General features: G+C 71.9%; 16 protein-coding genes. 4 read left to right on the top strand and 12 right to left on the bottom strand.

All coding sequences use genetic code 11. The annotated features are described in order from the left end of the window. Positions 1 to 223 precede the first annotated feature (223 nt). Positions 224 to 583, bottom strand: coding sequence for a VOC family protein (locus ACIPRD_RS21865; RefSeq protein WP_401565237.1), 360 nt, complete (start codon positions 581 to 583; stop codon positions 224 to 226). Positions 584 to 895: 312 nt separating this feature from the next. Then, positions 896 to 2,239, bottom strand: a complete 1,344-nt coding sequence (locus tag ACIPRD_RS21860; RefSeq protein ID WP_356406083.1) for a UDP-glucose/GDP-mannose dehydrogenase family protein — start codon at positions 2,237 to 2,239, stop codon at positions 896 to 898. A 178-nt stretch (positions 2,240 to 2,417) separates the two neighbouring features. On the opposite strand from ACIPRD_RS21860, the gene ACIPRD_RS21855 reads away from it, so the two are divergent. Further along, positions 2,418 to 3,575, top strand: a complete 1,158-nt coding sequence (locus ACIPRD_RS21855) for an acyl-CoA dehydrogenase (RefSeq protein ID WP_356406081.1) — start codon at positions 2,418 to 2,420, stop codon at positions 3,573 to 3,575. Positions 3,576 to 3,648: 73 nt separating this feature from the next. Here the strand turns inward: ACIPRD_RS21855 and ACIPRD_RS21850 are convergent, their stop codons facing one another. From ACIPRD_RS21850 to ACIPRD_RS21825, 6 genes are all read right to left on the bottom strand, one after another. After that, positions 3,649 to 4,830, bottom strand: coding sequence for an ABC transporter permease (locus ACIPRD_RS21850; protein ID WP_401565234.1), 1,182 nt, complete (start codon positions 4,828 to 4,830; stop codon positions 3,649 to 3,651). A gap of 101 nt (positions 4,831 to 4,931) precedes the next feature. Further along, positions 4,932 to 5,642, bottom strand: coding sequence for an ABC transporter ATP-binding protein (locus tag ACIPRD_RS21845; protein WP_356406077.1), 711 nt, complete (start codon positions 5,640 to 5,642; stop codon positions 4,932 to 4,934). Next, a complete protein-coding gene (locus ACIPRD_RS21840) occupies positions 5,639 to 7,117 on the bottom strand; it encodes a peptidoglycan-binding protein (RefSeq protein WP_401565231.1) in 1,479 nt (492 codons plus the stop codon). The genes ACIPRD_RS21845 and ACIPRD_RS21840 overlap by 4 nt, the downstream gene beginning before the upstream one ends. A gap of 22 nt (positions 7,118 to 7,139) precedes the next feature. Then, complete coding sequence (locus ACIPRD_RS21835; RefSeq protein ID WP_356406073.1) at positions 7,140 to 8,099, bottom strand: hypothetical protein; 960 nt, start codon at positions 8,097 to 8,099, stop codon at positions 7,140 to 7,142. A gap of 88 nt (positions 8,100 to 8,187) precedes the next feature. Next, entirely contained in the window at positions 8,188 to 8,634 is a 447-nt protein-coding gene (locus ACIPRD_RS21830) for a hypothetical protein (protein ID WP_356406071.1), read from the bottom strand. A 271-nt stretch (positions 8,635 to 8,905) separates the two neighbouring features. Beyond that, positions 8,906 to 10,213 (bottom strand): LCP family protein, encoded by a 1,308-nt coding sequence (locus ACIPRD_RS21825; RefSeq protein ID WP_356406069.1) that lies wholly within the window; start codon positions 10,211 to 10,213, stop codon positions 8,906 to 8,908. A 119-nt stretch (positions 10,214 to 10,332) separates the two neighbouring features. On the opposite strand from ACIPRD_RS21825, the gene ACIPRD_RS21820 reads away from it, so the two are divergent. Both ACIPRD_RS21820 and ACIPRD_RS21815 read left to right on the top strand, forming a co-directional pair. Next, positions 10,333 to 10,881: an acyl-CoA thioesterase gene (locus ACIPRD_RS21820; RefSeq protein WP_356406067.1), complete on the top strand. Its 549-nt coding sequence runs from the start codon at positions 10,333 to 10,335 to the stop codon at positions 10,879 to 10,881. A 223-nt stretch (positions 10,882 to 11,104) separates the two neighbouring features. Then, positions 11,105 to 12,091 carry a LytR C-terminal domain-containing protein gene (locus ACIPRD_RS21815; RefSeq protein WP_401565229.1) on the top strand — a complete coding sequence of 329 codons (987 nt, stop codon included), beginning with the start codon at positions 11,105 to 11,107 and terminating at the stop codon, positions 12,089 to 12,091. Between the two features lie 184 nt (positions 12,092 to 12,275). Here ACIPRD_RS21815 and ACIPRD_RS21810 read toward each other — a convergent pair whose 3' ends face one another. Next, positions 12,276 to 13,664 carry an LCP family protein gene (locus ACIPRD_RS21810; RefSeq protein ID WP_356406063.1) on the bottom strand — a complete coding sequence of 463 codons (1,389 nt, stop codon included), beginning with the start codon at positions 13,662 to 13,664 and terminating at the stop codon, positions 12,276 to 12,278. Positions 13,665 to 13,980: 316 nt separating this feature from the next. Here ACIPRD_RS21810 and ACIPRD_RS21805 point away from each other — a divergent pair, with 316 nt between their 5' ends. Then, complete coding sequence (locus ACIPRD_RS21805) at positions 13,981 to 15,012, top strand: glycosyltransferase family 2 protein (RefSeq protein ID WP_401565227.1); 1,032 nt, start codon at positions 13,981 to 13,983, stop codon at positions 15,010 to 15,012. 115 nt (positions 15,013 to 15,127) lie between these two features. On the opposite strand, the gene ACIPRD_RS21800 is transcribed toward ACIPRD_RS21805, so the two are convergent. The 3 genes from ACIPRD_RS21800 to ACIPRD_RS21790 all read right to left on the bottom strand — a co-directional run bounded on the left by ACIPRD_RS21800 (position 15,128) and on the right by ACIPRD_RS21790 (position 20,244). After that, the gene (locus tag ACIPRD_RS21800) at positions 15,128 to 16,768 is read right to left on the bottom strand and encodes an LCP family protein (RefSeq protein ID WP_401565782.1); all 1,641 of its coding nucleotides are present in this window, start codon (positions 16,766 to 16,768) and stop codon (positions 15,128 to 15,130) included. A gap of 345 nt (positions 16,769 to 17,113) precedes the next feature. Continuing rightward, positions 17,114 to 18,799 carry an LCP family protein gene (locus tag ACIPRD_RS21795; protein ID WP_401565224.1) on the bottom strand — a complete coding sequence of 562 codons (1,686 nt, stop codon included), beginning with the start codon at positions 18,797 to 18,799 and terminating at the stop codon, positions 17,114 to 17,116. Positions 18,800 to 19,041: 242 nt separating this feature from the next. Then, positions 19,042 to 20,244, bottom strand: coding sequence for an LCP family protein (locus ACIPRD_RS21790; RefSeq protein ID WP_401565222.1), 1,203 nt, complete (start codon positions 20,242 to 20,244; stop codon positions 19,042 to 19,044). Positions 20,245 to 20,718: the final 474 nt, after the last annotated feature.

The raw sequence follows: 20,718 nt of genomic DNA, 5'->3' as shown, positions 1-20,718 counted from the left end.
CCCTTGATCAAAAAGCAGTAGACAAAAAAACTGGGGCGACCACGGAGATGACGGAACATCATCTCTGTGCTCGCCCAGTCCTCTTGAGAGGTGCTGACATCAACTGCACTCATGTGCTGCACAGTTGACGTTGCAGAGTATTGAAGACGGAGTTGATCACGTCAAGCAGACGGACAGGGCCCAGGAACCCCGCGGGAGATCCGCCCCGCCCGGCCCGCCGCGCTCAGCCCGTGCACAGGCAGAAGGGGTGGCCCGCCGGGTCGGCGTAGACCCGCCAGGTGCGTGACCGGTCGGCGGTGTCCAGCGGCCGGGCGCCCAGCTCCAGCACCGCCTTCTCGGCGGTGTCCAGGTCCGCCACCGTCAGGTCCAGATGGAACTGCTGGGAGCCGTCCTGCGCCGGCCACCGCGGCGGGACGTAGCCGGAGGACTCCTGGAAGGCCAGCGTCCGGCCGTCGGGCAGCAACAGGTCGACCCAGTCCTTCTCCTCCACCGGCGTGCCGCCCAGCAGCCCGGCGTAGAAGCCGGCCAGTGCGCGGGGGTCGGGACAGTCCAGGACGACGGCGCCGAGCTCGGCGAGGGCCATGGGTTCCTCCTCGGGTGTCGGAATGCTTCCGACACCCGGCTACCCATGCGGACGGCCGCTCAGTACGGACGGCCGCTCAGTACGGACAGCCGGTCGGTACGGACAGCCGCTCGGTACGGACGGCCGGTCGGTGCGGCCGGCCGGAGGAAAGGCAAGCGCTGTACCAAGGAGCGGTAAGGCGGGGGGAGTTCCGCGGCCGCCGGGCCGCCGCGTGGTGCAGAATGCGGGAAGACGCCGGTTCGGCCGACTGAGCCTCGGCCGAACCGGCGTCCCCGGTGAAGTGTGCTGGTCCCGCGCCCGGCGCGGGGGCGGCTACGCGGTCGGGCGGCCCATCGCCCGGTACGTCCAGCCGGCCTTCCGCCACAGGGCGGGGTCGAGGGCGTTGCGCCCGTCCAGGAGCACCCGGGCCGTCACGGCCTCGCCCAGCGCCTCCGGGTCCAGCTCGCGGAACTCCTGCCACTCGGTCAGGTGCAGGACGACATCGGCGCCCCGGACCGCCTCCAGCGCCGAGTCGGCGTAACCGAGCGTCGGGAAGAGCCTGCGGGCGTTGTCCATGCCCTTCGGGTCGTAGACGGTCACCTGACCGCCCTGCAGGTGTATCTGGCCGGCCACGTTCAGCGCGGGCGAGTCACGCACGTCGTCCGAGTCGGGCTTGAAGGTGGCGCCCAGCACCGCGACCCGCTTGCCCAGGAACGAGCCGCCCCCGAGCGCCTCGCGGGCCATCTCGACCATCTGGCCCCGCCGGCGCATGTTGATGGAGTCGATCTCGCGCAGGAAGGTCAGCGCCTGGTCGGCGCCCAGCTCACCGGCGCGGGCCATGAACGCCCGGATGTCCTTGGGCAGGCAGCCGCCGCCGAAGCCGATGCCGGCGCGCAGGAACTTCCGCCCGATCCGGTCGTCGTGCCCGATGGCCTCCGCCAGCTTCGCCACGTCACCGCCGCCGGCCTCGCAGACCTCCGCCATCGCGTTGATGAAGGAGATCTTGGTGGCGAGGAAGGAGTTCGCGGCCGTCTTCACCAGCTCGGCGGTCGGGAAGTCGGTCACCACGAACGGCGTGCCCTCGGCCACCGGCGTCGCGTACACCTCGCGCAGCAGCTTCTCGGCCCGCTCGCCGCGCACACCGACCACGATCCGGTCCGGGTGCAGCGTGTCCTGGACGGCGAAGCCCTCGCGCAGGAACTCCGGGTTCCAGGCCAGCTCGGCGTCCGCGCCGGCCGGCGCGTGCTCGGCCAGGTAGGCGGCCAGCCGTTCGGCCGAGCCGACCGGCACCGTCGACTTGCCGACGACCAGCGCCGGGCCGCGCAGGTGCGGGGCGAGCGAGGCGATCGCGGAGTCGACGTAGCTCATGTCGCAGGCGTACTCGCCGTGCTTCTGCGGGGTGTTCACGCAGACGAAGTGCACATCGCCGAACTCGGCGACCTCGGCCCAGTCGGTGGTGAAGCGCAGCCGCCCGGAGGAGCCCTCGATGCCCGCCACGTGCCGGCGCAGCAGCTCGTCGAGCCCCGGCTCGTACATCGGCGTCTCGCCGCGTTCCAGCATCGCGATCTTCTCGGGCACGACGTCCAGGCCCAGGACCTCGAAACCGAGCTCGGCCATGGCCGCGGCGTGGGTGGCTCCGAGATAGCCGGTGCCGATCACGGTGATCTTCAGGCTCATGGATGCTCCAGCAGGTGGACGTCGGTGGTGCGGTGCCCGAGCATAGTCGGGGTGGGAGCCGGGGATTTTCCGGCTGTCGCCTACCTCACGTAGGCGTGCGCCGCGCCGACCTCTAAAATTGAAGTTACTTAACGGTAATTAGCGTCATTATCACTGCGTCCTTGGAGCGTGAGAGACCTTGGCCGGATCGGCTGACTTCGACCTGTACCGCCCGTCCGAAGAGCACGGCATGCTCCGTGACGCCGTCCGCTCGCTGGCCGAGGCGAAGATCGCGCCCTTCGCCGCCGCGGTGGACGAGGAGGCCCGCTTCCCGCAGGAGGCCCTGGACGCGCTGGTCGCGGGCGACCTGCACGCCGTGCACGTCCCCGAGGAGTACGGCGGCGCCGGCGCCGACGCGCTCGCCACGGTCATCGTGATCGAGGAGGTGGCCCGCGCCTGCGTCTCCTCCTCCCTGATCCCCGCGGTGAACAAGCTGGGCTCCCTGCCGGTGATCCTCTCCGGCTCCGAGGAGCTGAAGAAGAAGTACCTGGGCCCGCTCGCCAAGGGCGACGCGATGTTCTCCTACTGCCTCTCCGAGCCGGAGGCGGGCTCGGACGCGGCCGGCATGAAGACCAAGGCCGTCCGCGACGGCGACCACTGGATCCTCAACGGCGTCAAGCGCTGGATCACCAACGCCGGTGTCTCCGAGTACTACACGGTGATGGCCGTCACCGACCCGGAGAAGCGTTCCAAGGGCATCTCCGCCTTCGTCGTCGAGAAGTCCGACCCGGGCGTCTCCTTCGGTGCCCCGGAGAAGAAGCTCGGCATCAAGGGCTCGCCCACCCGCGAGGTCTACTTCGACAACGTCCGCATCCCCGCCGACCGCATGATCGGCGCGGAGGGCACCGGCTTCGCGACCGCCATGAAGACCCTGGACCACACCCGCATCACCATCGCCGCCCAGGCGCTCGGTGTCGCGCAGGGCGCCTTCGACTACGCGAAGAACTACGTCCAGGAGCGCAAGCAGTTCGGCAAGCCGATCGCCGACTTCCAGGGCATCCAGTTCATGCTCGCCGACATGGCCATGAAGATCGAGGCCGCCCGCGCCCTGACCTACCAGGCCGCGGCCAAGTCCGAGCGCGGCGACAGCGACCTGACCTTCCAGGGCGCCGCCGCCAAGTGCTTCGCCTCGGACGTCGCCATGGAGGTCACCACCGACGCCGTCCAGCTCCTCGGCGGCTACGGCTACACCCGCGACTACCCGGTCGAGCGCATGATGCGCGACGCCAAGATCACGCAGATCTACGAGGGAACGAACCAGGTCCAGCGGATCGTCATGGCCCGCAACCTGCCGTAGTCCTGACTCCCGGTCCCCGGGAGAAGCGGAAGGCGCCTCTTCGGAGGCGCCTTCCGTCGTTCCGGGAGCGCGGTCACTGGCGCAGGGCTTCCAGCGGTTCGATGCGGGCGGCGCGGAGCGCGGGGTAGAGGCCGGCGAGGAGCCCGACGACGGAACCCACCAGCGGAGCCGGCAGGACCGTCAGCGGGTCGACGATCGCGGTCCAGTCCTGGACCACCGCGACCACCACGACCGTGCACACGCCGATCGCGGTACCGACCAGACCGCCGAGCGTCCCCAGGGTGGTGGACTCGGTGAGGAACTGCGCCGCGATGTGCCGGGGCCGCGCCCCCAGCGAGCGGCGCAGGCCGATCTCGCCCGTGCGCTCCAGGATCGCCACCAGCGTGGTGTTCGCGATGCCGAGCGCGCCGATCACCAGGCAGATCGCGGCCAGCAGCAGGAACAGACCCGACAGCGAGGTGTTCACGGCGTCCCGCAGGGCGTGCGGGTCGGGCGGCGGGGAGGCGTGCAGCAGCCGGGGGTGTTCGGGCAGCAGCGCGAGGGGTGCCTGACGGGCGACCAGGTGGGCCGCGCCGACCCGGGTGTGGACGATCATCTCGGCGGGCTCGTCGGCCGGTGCCCCGTACGCCCTCAGCGCCGTCGTGGTCGGCAGCATGGCGCCCATCAGCGCCTCGGGCCTGCGCTGCGCGTCGGAGATGATGCCGAGGACGGTGTAGGCGCTGTTGTTGATGAAGACGACGGGCTGGTTGTCCAGCCGGGAGATGCCGAGCGCCCGGGCCGCGCCGCTGCCGAGCACACACACCGGTTCGCCGCGCCGCTGATGGAACGCGTTGTAGAGGGTGCCCGCCTGCAGCGTCGGCTGGATCGCGCGCAGGGCGCCGGGAGACGCCGCGAACACCGACACACCGGTGCCGGGGTCGTCGCCCGGCGGCAGCGGCTGGGTGCCGATCTTCGGGTTGCGCAGGGGCACCGACCACCACACCCCGGCCGCCACCACGCCGTTGAGCCGCTCGACGCGCTGGTCGGAGTCGGCGGGGAAGTGCATCGCGGGCGCCTCACCGGACTTGGGCGCGGCGTCCTCGACCGTCACCGTCGTGGCCCGCAGGACGTTGAACGAGGCGCTGATCTGGCCGGCGGCCGTCGAGGTGAGGCCCAGCACGGCCACGAACGCGCCCACTCCGAGCACCGTGCCCAGCATGGTGAGCACCGAGCGGCCCGGCCGCTGCACCAGGCCCGCCACGGACTCCGCCAGCATGTCCCGGATGAGCAGCCCGGAGGGCGGCACCAGGTCTGGGCGCCTCTCGCGCCTGCCGCGCCACCGCGGGATCCGGGCGGGACGTCCGGTCGGGGGTACGGTCACGCGGCGGCCCGCCGATCGGTGTCGGAGAGGATGCGGCCGTCCCGGATGGTCAGGACGCGCCGGGCGCGTTCGGCCACGGCGTGGTCGTGGGTGATGACGACGACGGTGAGTCCGGCCGCGTGCAGTTCTTCGAGCAGTCTCATCACGTGCGCCGATGTCGCGGAGTCCAGGTTGCCGGTGGGCTCGTCGCAGAGGACCAGTTCGGGGCGGTTGACCAGCGCGCGGGCGATGGCGACGCGCTGGCGTTCCCCGCCGGACATGGTGGGGGGCAGCGCGTCGAGCCGGTGGCCGAGGCCCACGGTCCGCAGTGCCCGTACCGCCTCGTCGGTGCGCGCGCCGCGGTCCGTGGTCACGTACAGCTGGGCGAGGGCGACGTTCTCCGTGGCCGTGCGGTGCGACAGGAGGTGGAAGGACTGGAAGACGAACCCGACCTTCCGTCCGCGCAGCGCCGTGCGCTCCCGCTCCTTCAGGGCGGACACGTCCGCGCCGGCGAACTCGTACGTGCCCGACGAGGGGCGGTCCAGCATGCCGATCAGGTTGAGCAGGGTGGACTTCCCCGACCCCGACGGGCCGACCACGGCGACGAAGTCCCCGCGCTCCACGTCGAGATCGGTGGGCTGGAGGGCGTGCACGGCCACGGCGCCCGGGTAGGTCCTGGCGGCGCCCCGCAGCCGGATCACCGGAGCGGACGTGCTCAGCCCGCTCACTGGCCGACCACCACACGGTCGCCCGCGCGCAGCCGGGCCGTGCCCTCCGGGGTGACCTGCACCCGGCCGTCGGCCGCCACCCCCACCGTGACGGGCACCCTGTGCTGGGACCCGTCGGAGCCCAGCACGGTGACGCTGGTGCGGGCGTTCGCGCCGGCGTTGATCGCCGCCTCGGGAACGGTGAGGACCGCCCCGCTGGTGGCCGCGGCGGTGAGGGTGATGCGCACGTTCTGGCCGTCGAGCCGGTTGTCCCACTTGCCGGTCCGGGCGATCTGCATCGGCAGGTACGGGATGCCGCCGTTGGCGAGTCCTCCCGCGCCCTGGTCCGGGGCCGCGCCGTCGGAGGACCGGTCGCCCGACTTGTCGCCGGGGGTGACCAGCGCGCCCACCGAGGCCACCGTGCCGGAGGCGGTCAGGCCGAGGGACTCCGAGGTGATCCGTACCTTCAGGCCCTCCTTGACCAGGTCGTGGTAGGAGGGGTCGAGATAGCCGGTGAGCTTCAGACCGCCGGTGGCCAGGGTGACGGCCGGACCGGTCACCTTGTCGCCGACGGACGCGGGCAGCGAGACGACCCGCACCGGCACCGAGGAGACGAACGCCATCTCGGAGGCCGGTACGAAGGGACCGCCGGCGGCGCCGTTCCCGCCGCCCGTGCCCGCCGTCCCGGCCGGGTCGGCGGCCTGGCCGGTGCCGTCGCCGCCCCTGGTGACCGGCACCGGGTAACCCATGCGGTGGTACAGCGCGGTGACGGCTTTCCCGGTCGCCGCGCCGAAGGAGCCGCGCTCGTCGCCCCCGGCGTACAGACCGAGCCCGGCCAGCGCGTTCTGGAGCTGGGCGACGTCCTGGCCGGACTCGCCGGGGAGGATGTCACGGTAGACCGGGATCCGGCCGGGCAGGACGTAGACCGGACGCCCGGAGAACTCGGCCATGGGCCGGGCGGCGGCGACCGTGTCGCCGACGTGCGCCAGCTTCCGGGTGAGCACGGGCGGCATGCCGCCGGGGTTGGTCCCGCCGCCCAGCGCACGGGTGTCCGCCACCGAGGTGGGCGTGATGGACAGGGTCGAGCCGCTGGTCACGTCACCGCGCAGGACGGCGGTGCGGGCCAGGCGCTCGGAGTTCACGGTCGCGCTGATGACACTGGCCTCGGGGGCGCGGGTGTCCGCGGCCGCCTGGGCGGGCGACTTCACCAGCAGCGCGCCGCCGAGCCCGCCGACGGACAGCAGCGTGGCCGTGGCGGCCACCGCGAGCACCGCGCGGCGCCGGCGCGCGAGCGCGGACCTGCGGGTGAGGGGCGCCGGGGCACCGGGTCCGGCGGGCTCCCGCTCGGGGGTGCTGTGTTCCGCGGCAGGTGCGATGGGGTCCGTCCCGGGGGTGCCGGGGTCCGCCGCGTGTGCGGCGGGGTCCGTCCCGGGGGCACCGGGGTCCGGTGCCGGTGCGACCGCTTCGGCGACCGCGCTCTTCGTCAGGTCTGCCATCAGTTCTCTTTCCCCGCCCCGGTCAGGAACCGGACGGCTTGCCGCCGGACAGCACGGCCGTCACCCGCTTCACCTGGTTCCGCAAGCCCTCCCGGGCCTGCTGCAGTTCCTCGGCGTGCGCCTCGATCTGGGTGTTCTGGTAGGCGCTCTCCACCGCGAACCAGGTGCCCACGAGGTTGACGCGCTTGGCGCACTGCCAGTCCGCGACCGCCACGGTGATCTCCTGGGACGTCGCGGCCGGTGTGCTCCAGCGGTCGTCGCCCGCGGCGTCGAAGGTCTTCTTGTAGTTCGTGTAGCCCTGGGCGCCCATGCACTTCTTCCAGGCGCCCTGCGCCGCGATGACGCGCGGGTCCAGCTGCGAGTACTCGAAGGAGTGCGCCCGGATCTCCTCGGCCAGCGGGGAGTGTCCCGCCCGCTGCACCTCGTCGCCGCCCGTGATGGCCCGGTCCGCCTCGCTGACGCACCCGCCCTTGGGCAGCTTCTCGCCGTGGTACGAGGTGACGAGTCCCTGCGGGGACGTGGCCGTCAGGACCGTACGCACCTCCTGCGAAGGAGGTGTCCCCAGGTGTGCGGGCAGGCTCCGGGGGTCGTTCTTCGTCATGTGGAAGCCGAAGCCGCGCGCGACGTCGAGGGACTCCGGGACGCCGTAACGGCGGCCGTTCTTCGTGAAGTTCGGCAGGCGCGCCTCGGTGGGGACGTACCTGAGCCCGAAACGGCTGACGCAGCGCTGCTCCAGCGTCGTCATGGCCTCGGTCGTCAGCAGCAGGTCGTGTCCCGCCGGCATGTACGAGTCGACGGGCAGGTCCATGTGCGCGGTGTCGGTGAGCGACGGGATCGCGGTGACGCCGGGAATCCTGGAGACCACCGGCTTCGGGGGCTTCCCGACGGCGGGCGAGGCGTTCTGCGAGCAGCCCGCGAGCAGGCTGATGCCGGCGACCGCGCAGATCAGTGCGGCGCCCGCGCGACCAGAGGTGATCGTCATATGGGTTCTCAGTCAAAAGGCCTCGCTGCCGGTCCGCGGACCGGCAGCGAGGGAGTGGTGATCCGGCAACCTCCTACGGTCGCGCGGGTCAGCCGACGCCGATACCGACCTCGGTGGCGGCGTCGTTGTTCCACGTGTAGTTGAGCGGGCCGCCCTTGCCGTCGTAGGCCCAGTCGTAGTTGCCGTTGTAACCACTGTTGAACCAGACGGTGCCACCGCGGTTCTCGTAGTACTCGGACTCCATGGCGGTGGCGTTGTTCTTCACGGCCTGACCGGCACCCTGGCCGCTGCCGCTCTTGAAGGTGTAGCCGGAGAGGTTGGAGACGCTGCCGTCCTGGCCCCAGATGGCGCCGGAACCGTCGTGCACGTAGAAGAGGCAGAGCGGCTGGTAGTTGCCGCCGCCCAGAACCGAGTTGCCGCAGCGCCCGGTGGCATTGCCGGAAACCTGGCTGCTGGCCGCCTGCGCGGGCATGGCGAGACCGAGCACCGCGACGCCGGCGGCGGCAGCGGTGAAGAGCTTGGCCTGGATACGCACAAGGACTCCCTTGATGTGTGTCATGTGAAAGGCGGCAACCCGAGTTGACGACGGAAGTGGACCATGGTGTCTGATCTTCCGTCAATCCTCTTTTCATGACTGAAGATTGCGTTCCAGGTGAAGGAAATTTGCGGGTGCCATGACTACGGCAGCGGCTGTGGACCGCCCCTCACGGGAGCGGCCCGGCGGGCGGGCGGTGTCGTCACGCCTCCCGCCGGGCCGCCCCGGCACGCCTCGCCGGGCGGTCCCGGCACGCCCCGCAGGGCGGCTGCTAGTTGCCGGAGACGGTGACCGGCTCGTCGTTGTTCAGCTCGGTCACGAGCGTCTTGACCTTCGCCTTGTCCCAGACGAGGTTGCCGCCGACGGAGCCGGAGATCGGCATGTTCAGCGACTTGCCGTCGCCGCCGCTGACGCCCTTCATCGCCCAGAACATGGAGCCCAGGTCCCACAGGCCCATGTCCTTGTCGACGGTCAGCGAGTCCAGGCCCGCGCCCATGGTCGGGTAGAACGTGAACGGGTTCAGCACGGTCGAGGGAGTGGCCACCTGGTGGGCCAGCGCGGACAGGAACTTCTGCTGGTTCTTGGTGCGCTGGAGGTCCTGCGCCGCGAACGCGTGCCGGGTGCGGACGAAGGCGAGCGCCTCCTCGCCGTTCAGCGTCTGCTTGCCCGACTTGAAGTCGGCGCCCGAGTCCTTGTCCTTGAAGCCCTTGTCGATGGTGATCTCGACACCGCCGACCGCGTCCACGATCTTCGCGAAGCCGCCGAAGCCGATCTCGACGTAGTGGTCGATGTGCAGGCCGGTGTTGAACTCGATGGTGCGCACCAGCAGCGTCGGGCCGTCCTCCGCGTAGGCCGCGTTCAGCTTCGTGTGCCGGCCCGTGCCCGGGTAGACCTTGCCGGAGCCCGAGCCCTGGTAGGACGGGATCTCCACGTCCGAGTCGCGGGGCAGCGATATGAGCGTGTCGCCGTTGTCACCGACGTGCAGGATCATCATCGAGTCGGTGCGCTGGCCCTCGGCGGAGCCGGTGTGCAGCTTCTTCTTGTCCTCGGCCGTCATGCCCTTGCGGCTGTCGGATCCGACGATCAGGTAGTTGGTGCCGTCGCCGGCCGCGGGCCGGTCGATGACCTTGGAGAGGTCGACGTCCCGGTGGAGCTTGGAGTCGGCCCAGAAGTACGTGGCGACCGAGGTGACGATCAGCACACTCGCCAGCGTGATCGCCGTCCACTTGATCCGCTTGCGCCAGTTCGGCGCGGGACGGGACGCGGGGGCGTACCGCTCGCCCGGCCCGCCGGGGCCTCCGGAGCCGCCGCCGTAGACCTGGCCCGTGTTGTAGCCGCTGTCGTAGCCGTCGTCGTACCCGCGGCCGTCGGTGTACGACGGCTGCTGCGGGACTCCGGCGCCGTACGGAGGCGCGGACGGCCCCTGGTCGCCGTACGACGGGCCCCGGCCGGGCGGCACCGTCGGGCCGCGCCGCACCTGGCGCATCGAGCGGGCACCCTCCGGCTGCGCGCCGGCGCTACCGCGTCCGTAGCGCGGGCCGCGGTTGTCGTCGGACCATCCTTCGGGCCAGTTATTCATGCGCCCCAGTGTGCAGTGACCGGCGGTGTTCCTCACAAGGCCTGGGGACAAATCACAGCGGCCCTGTTGCCGAGCTGTCACAAATTCCGTGATTGTCACTTCGGCATAAGGTGGAGGCCATGACAGACCAGGCCCCTGACGTGGAACCGGACATCCCGGGTAAGCCCACGTCCGCTTCCCGCACCACGCTCAGCCACATCATGACCCACAACGACACCAACCTTCTGGGCACGGTGCACGGTGGAGTGATCATGAAGCTCGTCGACGACGCGGCGGGCGCGGTGGCGGGCCGGCACTCCGGCGGCCCCGCCGTCACCGCGTCCATGGACGAGATGGCCTTCCTGGAGCCGGTCCGCGTGGGCGACCTGGTGCATGTGAAGGCGCAGGTGAACTGGACCGGCCGGACCTCGATGGAGGTCGGCGTCCGCGTCCTGGCCGAGCGCTGGAACGAGTCGAACCCGCCCACCCAGGTGGGCTCGGCGTACCTGGTCTTCACGGCCGTGGACGCCGACGGCAAGCCGCGCCTGGTGCCCCCGGTGCTGCCCGAGACCGAGCGGGACCGCCGCCGCCACCAGGAGGCCCAGATCCGCCGCACCCACCGCCTGGCCCGGCGCCGTGCCATCCGCGAGCTGCGCGAGAGGCGTGTCGCCGAAGGCTTCACGGACTGAGGTCCGCTCCCACGTCCGCTCGGCGGACGTCGGTGAACGTTGGCAACTCGCCTTCGTTTCAGATGAGTTGTGTGAATGTGGGAAGTGTCACCGCGTGTCGCCCGCGGGCGGGCGGGGTGGATAGTCTGGGCGGTCCGGTGCGCCGGCCCGCGAGGCCGCTCACCGTTTCACGGACCGGGAGATTTCCGGGGCGCCGCCGGTGCGCCCCGACCAGGGTGGAGACATGGACACGGAAGGCCGTGGCCGGGGCGAGGACATCGACCCCTCGGACCAGTGGGTGCTGAACCCGCGGACGGGTGAGTACGAGCTGCGGCTGCACACGGCCCCGGCGTACCGGCCGGAGCCCGCGCCCGCACCACCCTTCACGGCGGAGCCCGCCGTGCCCCCGGCGCCCGTTCCCCGGTCCGCCGGCCGGGCGGCCCGGCAGGCCCCCGCCACGTCCCAGGCTCCCCCCGCCTCCTCCGCGCAGCCGTCCGCGCCCGCGTCCTCCGGCCGCCGTGCCGCCCGCTCCGGGAGCGGGGCTCCGCAGGCGCCGTCGCGCCGGCGCGGCCGTGAGCCCGCCCCCGCCGCCGCCCCGGCGGGCCGGCGCCGGTCCCAGGGCCGCGGCAGGAGGAAGGCCGGCCGGGTGGCCCCGCTGTGGACGGCCGGCGTCCTGGCGTCCCTGATGGCCGTCGGCGGGACCGGCGGCTACCTCTATCTCCGGTCCGCGTCCGCCGCCCCGGCCTGCGAGGCGCGTCCCTCCGGTGACGCCGGGACGCGGCTGGCCCTGACCGCGGGCGGCGAGGACACGAAGGGCAAGGCCGAGGAGGAGGCCCGGCTGAAGGGCAGCCGTTCGGCACCGGCCGAGGTCCGGGTCGACATCTACAACGCCGGGGCGCCCGACGGCTCCGGCCAGAGCGTGCTCACCTGGCTGCAGAACGAGAAGGGCGTGCTCAAGTCCAGCCAGCTCGGCAGCCGCGGCGCGCCGCGGCCCCTGACGACCCTGGAGTACGCGCCGGACCAGGCCGCCCAGGCGCGCGAGCTCGCTGCCCTCATGCGGCTGCCGGGGTCGGCCCTCAAGCCGGGCACGAGCGAGAAGAACGCGCAGGGCCTGCCGGCGATCGTGCTGACCCTCGGCCAGGACTTCGTCTCCCCGGGCAGCCCCCTGGCCGCCCCGAAGCCCCCGCCGGCCCGGACCCCCGCCCCCACCGACCACCGCTGCACCTCCTGACCCAGGGCACCCCCGGCCCGTACCCGGCCGCCCCGGCCGCAACGTCCGGCCCGCCCTGCCGCGCCCCGGGCCTCGGCCTCGGCCCGGCCCCGTACCCCGCCCGCCCCGGCCTCAGCGTCCGGCCCGCCCTGCCCGCGCCCGGGCCCCGGGCCCGGCGTCCGGGCGCGGCCCGGGCGGTTCGGTGTCACGCGCCGCCCGCGCACACCACCTCGTTGCCGCGCACCACGTTCTGCTCGTCGGGGGTGCCGGGGTCCTCCGGCCGTACCTTGCGGACCTTGCCCGTGTCCTGGAAGTCGGAGCCGGCGGTGACCTTCAGCAGCTGCCCCTGGCCCGGTACGGCCCGCAGCTCGCTGCCGGGCAGCGCGGCGGCCAGGGAGCGGGCGGAGCGGTCCCAGCGGGGGTCGTAGGAGATCACCGTGCGCCGGACGTCATGGGCGGCCGCGCTCACCGGCCGGTGGTCGGCGGCGAAGCCGGCCGCGGTGAGGGCGGCGTCCAGGCGCCTGGCCAGCCCGGCCGAGGCGGTGCCGTTCGCCACCTGGAGCCGGATCTGCGACGGAGCCACCTCGACGTGCGCGGGGGCCGGGCCGCGGCTCGGCCGGTCCACGGCGAGCGGCTTGTCGTCGCGCAGGGAGGTGAACAGCCGGGCGGCCTTGGCGGGGTCCCACTTCAGCGTCGAGCCGATGCCCTTGACCGGGAAGTTCATCTGGCCGATGGGCACGGTGGTGAACTCGGAGGACGAGGGGGAGAAGTTCCGCATCGCCCGGCCCAGGTCGAGCAGCTCGTCCGTGCCGAAGCCCTCGTCGGCCCGCACCGAGCCGAGCACCGCCCGCGTCACGTCCCGGAACCGCATCGGGTTGAACAGCACCCCCGAGGAGGTGGCCCGCGCGATGAGCGCCGCCAGGAACCGCTGCTGCCGCTTCATCCGGCCGAGGTCGCTCGCCCCGTCCACGTGCCGGGCCCGTACGTACTGCAGCGCCTGCCCGCCCGACAGGGTGTGCGTGCCGGGCGCGAGGTCGAGACCGGTGTACGAGTCCTTCAGCGGGGTCGCCGTGCAGACGCGGACGCCGCCGAGCACGTCCACGGTCTTCATGAAGCTGGTGAAGTCGACCTCCATGTAGTGGTCGATCTTCACGTGCGTCATGTCCTCGACCGTCCGCACGGTCAGCTGCGGCCCGCCCTCGGCGTAGGCCGCGTTCAGCTTGATGGGGTGCGGTCCGTGCCGCTGCCCGGTGTTCTGGTCGACGTGCGCGGGCACCTCGGCGTAGGAGTCCCGGGGCAGGCTGACCACGCTGGCCCGCTCCCGGTCCTCCGAGATGTGCACGATCATGACCGTGTCGGTGCAGTGGCAGGGCGCCCCGCCCAGCCGGTACGCCCGCTTCTCCGCGTCACTGATCCTGTCGCGGCCGTCGGTGCCGACCAGCAGGACGTTCATGCCGTGGCCCGCGCGGGGCCGGTTCTTCATGTCCTTGAAGGCGTCGACCCGGGCGATGCCCGCGTCCAGGCTGCTGACCACCGCGTGGCCGATCCCCGCCGCGGCGAGCACCACCACCGACAGCGTGGTCACCGCGCGCATGGCCCAGCGCGGCCGCCCGGGCCGCCGCCCGGGCCGCCCCGGGCGGCCGGCCGGACGTGGCCCGCGGCGCTGCGCCTGCGGCTGCGGGCGCGGCTGCGGCCTGCGCTGCGGCTGGGGGCGGCGCCGTGGCCCGGGCGCACCTCCCGTGCCGTCGGCGGCGGACGAAGGGGACCGGGGCGGGGTGGGCAAGGAACACCTCCGGGCTGCGGCCGTACGTGGGATTTGTGAGAACCGTAGGCCGATAGGATCTCCAGCCCGCGTCGCAGCCCCCGCGGCGCGCACCCGTGTCCCCCGTTCGCGGTAACGTGAGGCTCCTATGAACGCCAAGTCCGACGTGCGGCTCCCCGCCGTTTCTGTGATCATGCCCGTCCTCAACGAGGAGCGGCATCTGCGCGGGGCCGTCCAGGCGATCCTCGCGCAGGAGTACGCCGGCGAGATGGAGGTCGTGATCGCCCTCGGTCCCTCCGCGGACCGTACGGACGAGATCGCCGCCGAGCTGGTCCGTGAGGATCCGCGCGTGCACACCGTCCCGAACCCGACCGGCCGCACCCCCGCCGCGCTGAACGCGGCGATCAAGGCGTCCCGGCACCCGGTCGTGGTCCGTGTCGACGGTCACGGGATCCTCTCGCCGAACTACATAGCGACCGCCGTACGGCTCCTGGAGGAGACCGGCGCGCAGAACGTCGGCGGCATCATGCACGCCGAGGGCGAGAACGACTGGGAGCACGCGGTCGCCGCCGCGATGACCTCGAAGATCGGTGTCGGTAACGCGGCCTTCCACACCGGCGGCCAGGCGGCCGCCGCCGAGACCGTCTACCTCGGCGTCTTCCGCCGTGAGGCGCTGGAGGCGCAGGGCGGTTACAACGAGGAGTTCATCCGCGCCCAGGACTGGGAGCTGAACTTCCGTATCCGCGAGGCGGGCGGTCTGATCTGGTTCTCCCCGGAGCTGAAGGTCTCCTACCGGCCGCGCCCGAGCGTCAGGGCCCTCGCCAAGCAGTACAAGGACTACGGACGCTGGCGGCACGTGGTCGCCCGCTACCACGAGGGCTCCATCAACCTGCGGTACCTCGCGCCGCCGACCGCGGTCTGCGCGATCGCGGCGGGCGTCGTCGTGGGCGCGCTGGTGACCCCGGTGGGCTTCGTGATCCCCGGCGGGTACCTCGCGGCGATCGCCCTCGGGTCCGTCCCCGCGGGCAAGGGGCTGCCGCTGAAGGCCCGCCTCCAGATCCCGGTCGCCCTCGCCACCATGCACATGTCGTGGGGCTGGGGCTTCCTGACCAGCCCGAAGTCGCTGGCGAGGAAGGTCATCGCCTCGCGCCGTCCGGCGGTCGTGCGCGAAAGCCACTGACCGCGGGCTTACCCCTGCGCGGACCGCTCACGGGCGGCCGCCGCCGTACGGAGGAGGGGCTCACCGTCCTGGACGGTGAGCCCCTCGGTCCGTTCCCGCGGCAGCGGTCAGCCGGTCACCACCGGTACGGCTTGTACACGGGCATGCACTGGCTCTCGTCCGCGCCGTTGATGGCATCGGAGTTGCTGGGCACGTCGCCTTCCTTCGGCTTCTGCGGGTAGCTGGAGCCGGTGCGCCAGTCCGCGCCCACGACGACGGTCACGCCGGACACGGCGGTGGACTGCTTCACCGCGCTCGCCGGGATGCCGAGCGACTTGGCGAGCGCCTGGGCGTCGCCCTGGAGGTCGGCGCTGGGGTACCGCACCACGGTGCTGTCCGCGGACAGTCCGGTGGCGGAGGCGTCCTTCGAGGCTCTGACGTAACCCTGCTGGGCGAGGGCGTCGGCGACCGCCTGCGCCCGCCCCGGCACGGCCGCGTTCGCGGAGTCGGCCGTCGCGTTCTGCACGAGCACGCCGAGCTGCCCGGGAGACTGCGAGGGCGTCTTGGGTGCCGCAGGCTCCTTCTTCTTCGCGGGTGTGCCGTTCTTGTCGAACGGCACGTCGTCCCGGAGCATCTGCCAGACCTTCGGCGCGTTCACGGGGTCCGGCAGCAGGTGCGCGTTCGGGGCCTCCGGGTCCGCGATGCGCGGCATGGTCAGCGAGGTGATGCGCTTCGGCGGCACCGACTTGAGCTGCATGCCCAGGTCGTACAGCTTCTTCACCGAGCCGAGCTCCTCGGAGACCTGGAGCGACTTGGTGGCCGCCTCCGCCAGGTCCATGAACCGGCCGCTGTCGGTGAAGACGTTCTGCTTCTTCAGCGTGCGCATCATCGAGTTCAGGTACATGTGCTGGGCCTTGGCACGCTCCGGGTCACTGCCCCAGGCGTCGCGGGTCCGCAGCCACTGCAGGGCCTGCTCGTGCTTGAGCTTGTTCACGCCGGCCTTCAGCTTGAGGCCGGAACCGCCGCGGATGCCGCCCGGCAGGTGATGGTCCCAGACGTTGTCCTGCACGCAGACGTCGACACCGCCGATGGCGTCCGCCATGTTCACCACACCGGTGAAGTCGATCATCATCCAGTGGTCGATGTAGAGCTTGGTGAGCTGCCGCCACGTGGCCATCGTGCAGCCGGGGCCGCCACGGGCCAGCGACGAGTTGATGAGGTCGTTGGTCGCCGGGTACACGTGCCCGGTCTTCGGGTCCGTGCACTGGGGTATGTCGACCCGGGTGTCACGCGGAACGCTGACGAACGCGGCGCTCTTGCGGTCCGCGGCGACGTGGATGAGCATCTGCACGTCGGCGCGCGGCGGGGCGCCCTTGTTCTCCTTGGCGCCGCCCAGCTTGATGTCCTCCGCGGAGTCGCGGATGTCGGACCCGAGCAGCAGGATGTTGATCGGTGTCTGGCCGGCCGCGTTCGGCTTGGGCTTCGCCACGTCGTCCCCGCCGCTGACGAGCTCACCCTTGCGGATGTTGCCGTTGAGGTGCTGGATGTACAGGTAACCGGCGCCGGCCGTGCCGAGTATGACCACGCCGAGCACGCTCGCGGACCACCGCAGCGCACGTCGTCTGCGTTGCCGCCGTTCGGCCTTGGCGTCCCCTCTGCGGCGCCCGCCGCCTCCGCCGCGGCGTCCGGACTTCTCCGCCGTGTCCGAGGCACGCCGCCTGCGCGGAACCGTTTCCCCGTCCGAAGGAGCCTTGCCTCGCAGCTCGCTCTGCGCCAACTCCCAGCCCTCCCCACCCTGTCCAGTGCGCAACGAGTCGGTCCCGTCCTGGGTTAGACGCACGACCGACCCATTGGGTTACCTCGGGAACGCACTTGACCTTGTCTTCTGTGAAAGATCCGGATGTGGAGCGATTGTCCGGCGAGCCGAAGCCGCACGACCCGGATGTCTGTCCGGTCATTATCCAGTCGGCGGGTAAGAGCCGCCCGCGGGGTGAACTCCACTGCCGGAAGCCGGAATGGCACCGGCGACGGAAACACGGACATGCGACAGGCCGCCCATACAGGGCAGTTGGCTCCTTTGCCGACGAACTGCCCTTTTCCGGAAGGTCTTTGTGTCAGGAAATCAGCTGGCGCACTCCACCTTGTCGGCCGTGGACTTGTCGACCGACGGCGGCTTCTTCGGGCCGGAGAAGGAGACTCCCGCGCCCTTGAAGTCCTTGCCCAGGGTCAGCGTCATCGCGGGCAGCCCCTGGGAGCCGGTGGCGCTCGCGCCCGGCTTCAGGGCGGACCCGGGCAGACCCATGAGGGACGCCAGCTCCCGCGCCTGGGAGGCCTGACCGGGCGCGTACTCCAGCGTGGTCCTCGCCAGTTCCGCCGGAGCGTTGCCCGCGTTCTCCGACTTCAGGACGCCCTTGTCGTTCTGCAGCCACGTCAGGGTGTCCTGCGCGCTGCCGCCCTCGGCGCCGCCGTTGAAGATCCGTACGCGCACGTCGGCGGCCGCGGACCTGCTGCCCTTGAGCCGGGCGGCCGCGGTGTCCTTGGCGGCCTTCTCCTTCTCCTTCACCGCGGTGAAGGAGACGTCGTTCCTGATGGCGTCGAAGACCGGAGGGGCCAGGTACGGATCGACGACGACCGTCTTGTGCACGGCGCCGTCGGCCGGGTTGTCCTTCACGGGCACCGTCACGAAGGAGATGTTCTTCGGCGGCACCTTCTTGAGCTCCAGCGCGACGTCCTTGAGCGTGCTCACCTTGCCGATGCCCTTGTCGACGGTGAGCGCCTTGGTGGCGGCGTCGGCCAGATGGAACAGCTTGCCGGGATCGGTGAGGGTGTCGCTGGAGGACATCTTGCGCATCAGGGAGGCCATGAACTTCTGCTGCGCCTTGATGCGGTCCAGGTCGCCCCGGTTGCCCCAGCTGTGCCGGGTGCGGACGAACGCCAGTGCCTGCTCGCCCTGGATCCTGGACGGGCCCGCGGGAAGCCGGAGATGCGAGTCGTCGTCGTTCACCGCGTGGGCCAGGCACACGTCGACGCCGCCGACCGCGGTCGTCAGCGTCTTCACGGCGTTGAAGTCGACCATCATGAAGTGGTCCGGCACGATGCCGGTGGCCGCCTTCACCGTCCGCATCGTGCAGCCCGGGTCGCGGCCCTCCTGGCCGAGGCTCGTGTTGAAGCGCTCGCCGTCGGTGGCGGGGACGACCTTCCGGGTGCCGTCGGGCTCGACCGTCGTGCACTGCGGCACGTTCACGATCAGGTCGCGCGGGATGCTCAGCGCGGTGGCGTTCGTCCGGTCCTTGGAGACGTGCAGCAGGATGTTGGTGTCGGCGTGCCCGACGCTGTTGCGGTCCCCGTATCCCTCGTTGCCGGAGCCCGTGCGCTTGTCGGTGCCGATGATCAGGATGTTGAAGGCGCCGTTCTTGCTGAAGCCGCTCTTGGCGGCACTGCCCACGTCCGCGGTGGTGACGTTGCCCTCGAGGTGCTTGATGTAGAGGTAGCCGGCGGTGCCGACGGCGACCAGCGCGACCGCCGTACCGCCGGCGGTCCACGCCAGGACCTTCCTCGCCCTCGACTTCTCCTTCGCCGGACGGCGGCCGCGCCGTCCCTGCGGCTCCTGCGGCCCGGCGCCGCGGCGCCCGCGCTGCGGCACCACCTCGGTGGCGCGGCCGCCGCGGTCCGGTCTGCGGGGGCCCGGCACCGACGACTGCGGTGCGGGATCCCCCAGTCGCAGTTCGTACTCACCAGTGTTCGGATTGATCACCCACTGGTCTGCGGGGTCGATGTTGTCCGCCCGCCCACGGCCTTGCGCGTCCACGGTTGTCCGAATCCTCCGTCGGGGCCACGCGGCGCCTTCCCCCTCAAAGGCGCTCGGGTCTCGCTGAAACGGTGCGCGTTCCCAGGACGGACCTGGGCAGACCACATGGCCCGGTGCACCGGATCGCTCACACTATCCGCCCGGTTCGGCGCCGAGTGACGCCCGTGACAAATTCCACCTGCCGGCGACCGGGCGGTCCTGCTCATGGTTGTGGACGCGAGTTCGCCGAGCCGGTGTGCGTATCACTCACAGGTGTGCTCGGCCGCGGTGTTCCCCTCGAACGTCGGAGCGGGGGACGCGCTCTCCCCACCCGTGCGCGGCGGGGCCGTGGTGGCGTTCCCCGACGGTGAATCCGGGGCGTCGGGGACATCCCTGGCCACCGTCACCGGCCGGTCCGCCCGCAGCAGCGCGAACAGTTTCTGTGCCTCCGGCTCCACGAGTTGGTCGCGGTTGGCGTTGTAGACGTACGACTCCCTCGGCACTGTCAGGAACTGCACATGTTCGGTGGGGATGTCGCGCAGACCCCGGACCAACTGGTACAAGCCGCGCAAGCTGGCCAGCTCCGGATCCGTGGTGAGCGAGGAGGTCGCCGCGTCCAGGACCGGATACAGCTTCGCCGGGTTCAGCAGGACGTCGTTGCTCTGCATCTTGTCGACCAGCGCGCCGAGGAAGCGCTGCTGCCGTTCCATCCGCTCGGTGTCGCTGCCGTTGCCGAGCGACTTGCGGGCCCGTACGTACCCGAGCGCCTGCTCCCCGTCGAGGGTCACCCTGCCCGCGGCCAGCTTCAGCTTGGCCGCCTTGTCGTCCACGGGCTCCTTCAGGCACACCTGCACCCCGTCGACGGCGTCCACCATGTCCTTGAACCCGCTGAAGTCGAGCACCACGTGGTGGTCGACGCGGACGCCCGTCAGCTTCTCGACCGTCCGGATCGTGCACGCGGAGCCGCCGACCTGGAAGGCGTGGTTGAACATCGCGAACGACGGGTCGCTGCGGCTGCCGTCCGGCCGCAGACAGTCGGGCATGTCCACCATCAGGTCCCGGGGCAGCGAGACGGCGGTGGCGCTGCGCCGGTCGGCCGCCAGGTGCAGCAGGATCGTCGTGTCGGACCGCTCGCTGCCCTCGTCCCGGCCGTACTGCGCGTTGCCGCTGCCGGCCCGGGTGTCGGAGCCGATCAGCAGGATGTTCTGCGCGTCCCGCACCAGCGCGGTGGGCCGCTCCCGCTCGTAGCGGGCGAGTTCCCGGGCGGCGGCCTCGTCGGGGGTGATGTTGCCGCTGAGCTTGGCGTACACCGCCCAGCCGCTTCCGGCGCCCGCCACGAGCAGTGCGGCGAGGCCGAGCGCGGCCCGCCGGGCCAGGCGCCGCCGGTGCCGCCGCACCAGGCCGTCCCCGCTCGCGGAGGAACCGAGGCCGGGACCGAGGGGTCTGCGACCGGCTGTGTCGGTCACGTGCGGCCCCCCTCACGGTCGTACGAGCGTCGGTCCAGTGCCCTTACGACGATGCCGGGGAGGGGGGTCCGGGGCCCCCTGTATTACTCCGAACGAGGGACGGCGGCCGCCGCGCGGCAGGCACGCGGACGCACTCTCGGCAGGACCCCGAGTGCCGCACTGACCAGCGAGAACACCCCTCGCGCCCTGGCCCCTCCCGCACCTCGCGGAGCCGTTCCGGGGCCCCGGGGTTCCCGGGCGTCCACGCCCCGCCGGGCACGGCCTCCGGGGAAGCGGGCCCGCCGGCACGCGCCGGGCCGCCCGGGTGCGCGCGGGGCCGCTCCGATACGCGCCGTGCCGCTCCCGTGCGCGCCGCTCCGGTGCGCACCGTGCCGCCCGGGCGCGGTGCCTAGCCGCTCCGGTACGTGCCGGGCCGCCCGGGGCACGCGTCACGCCGCCCGGGTGCGCGCCGGGCCGCTCCGGTACGCGTCAGGC

This window comes from Streptomyces sp. NPDC090108 (genome assembly GCF_044747185.1).
Taxonomy (GTDB): Bacteria; Actinomycetota; Actinomycetes; order Streptomycetales; family Streptomycetaceae; genus Streptomyces.
The sequence above is the reverse complement of the archived record's forward strand: the minus strand, read 5'-3'. Positions and strand labels throughout refer to the sequence as shown.

Coding starts and splice junctions, on each gene's coding strand:
- ACIPRD_RS21865 (WP_401565237.1), bottom strand. CDS start 583: ATGGCCCTCGCCGAGCTCGGCGCCGTCGTCCTGGACTGTCCCGACCCC.
- ACIPRD_RS21860 (WP_356406083.1), bottom strand. CDS start 2,239: ATGAGCCTGAAGATCACCGTGATCGGCACCGGCTATCTCGGAGCCACC.
- ACIPRD_RS21850 (WP_401565234.1), bottom strand. CDS start 4,830: ATGCTGGCGGAGTCCGTGGCGGGCCTGGTGCAGCGGCCGGGCCGCTCG.
- ACIPRD_RS21840 (WP_401565231.1), bottom strand. CDS start 7,117: ATGGCAGACCTGACGAAGAGCGCGGTCGCCGAAGCGGTCGCACCGGCA.
- ACIPRD_RS21835 (WP_356406073.1), bottom strand. CDS start 8,099: ATGACGATCACCTCTGGTCGCGCGGGCGCCGCACTGATCTGCGCGGTC.
- ACIPRD_RS21825 (WP_356406069.1), bottom strand. CDS start 10,213: ATGAATAACTGGCCCGAAGGATGGTCCGACGACAACCGCGGCCCGCGC.
- ACIPRD_RS21820 (WP_356406067.1), top strand. CDS start 10,333: ATGACAGACCAGGCCCCTGACGTGGAACCGGACATCCCGGGTAAGCCC.
- ACIPRD_RS21815 (WP_401565229.1), top strand. CDS start 11,105: ATGGACACGGAAGGCCGTGGCCGGGGCGAGGACATCGACCCCTCGGAC.
- ACIPRD_RS21810 (WP_356406063.1), bottom strand. CDS start 13,664: ATGCGCGCGGTGACCACGCTGTCGGTGGTGGTGCTCGCCGCGGCGGGG.
- ACIPRD_RS21805 (WP_401565227.1), top strand. CDS start 13,981: ATGAACGCCAAGTCCGACGTGCGGCTCCCCGCCGTTTCTGTGATCATG.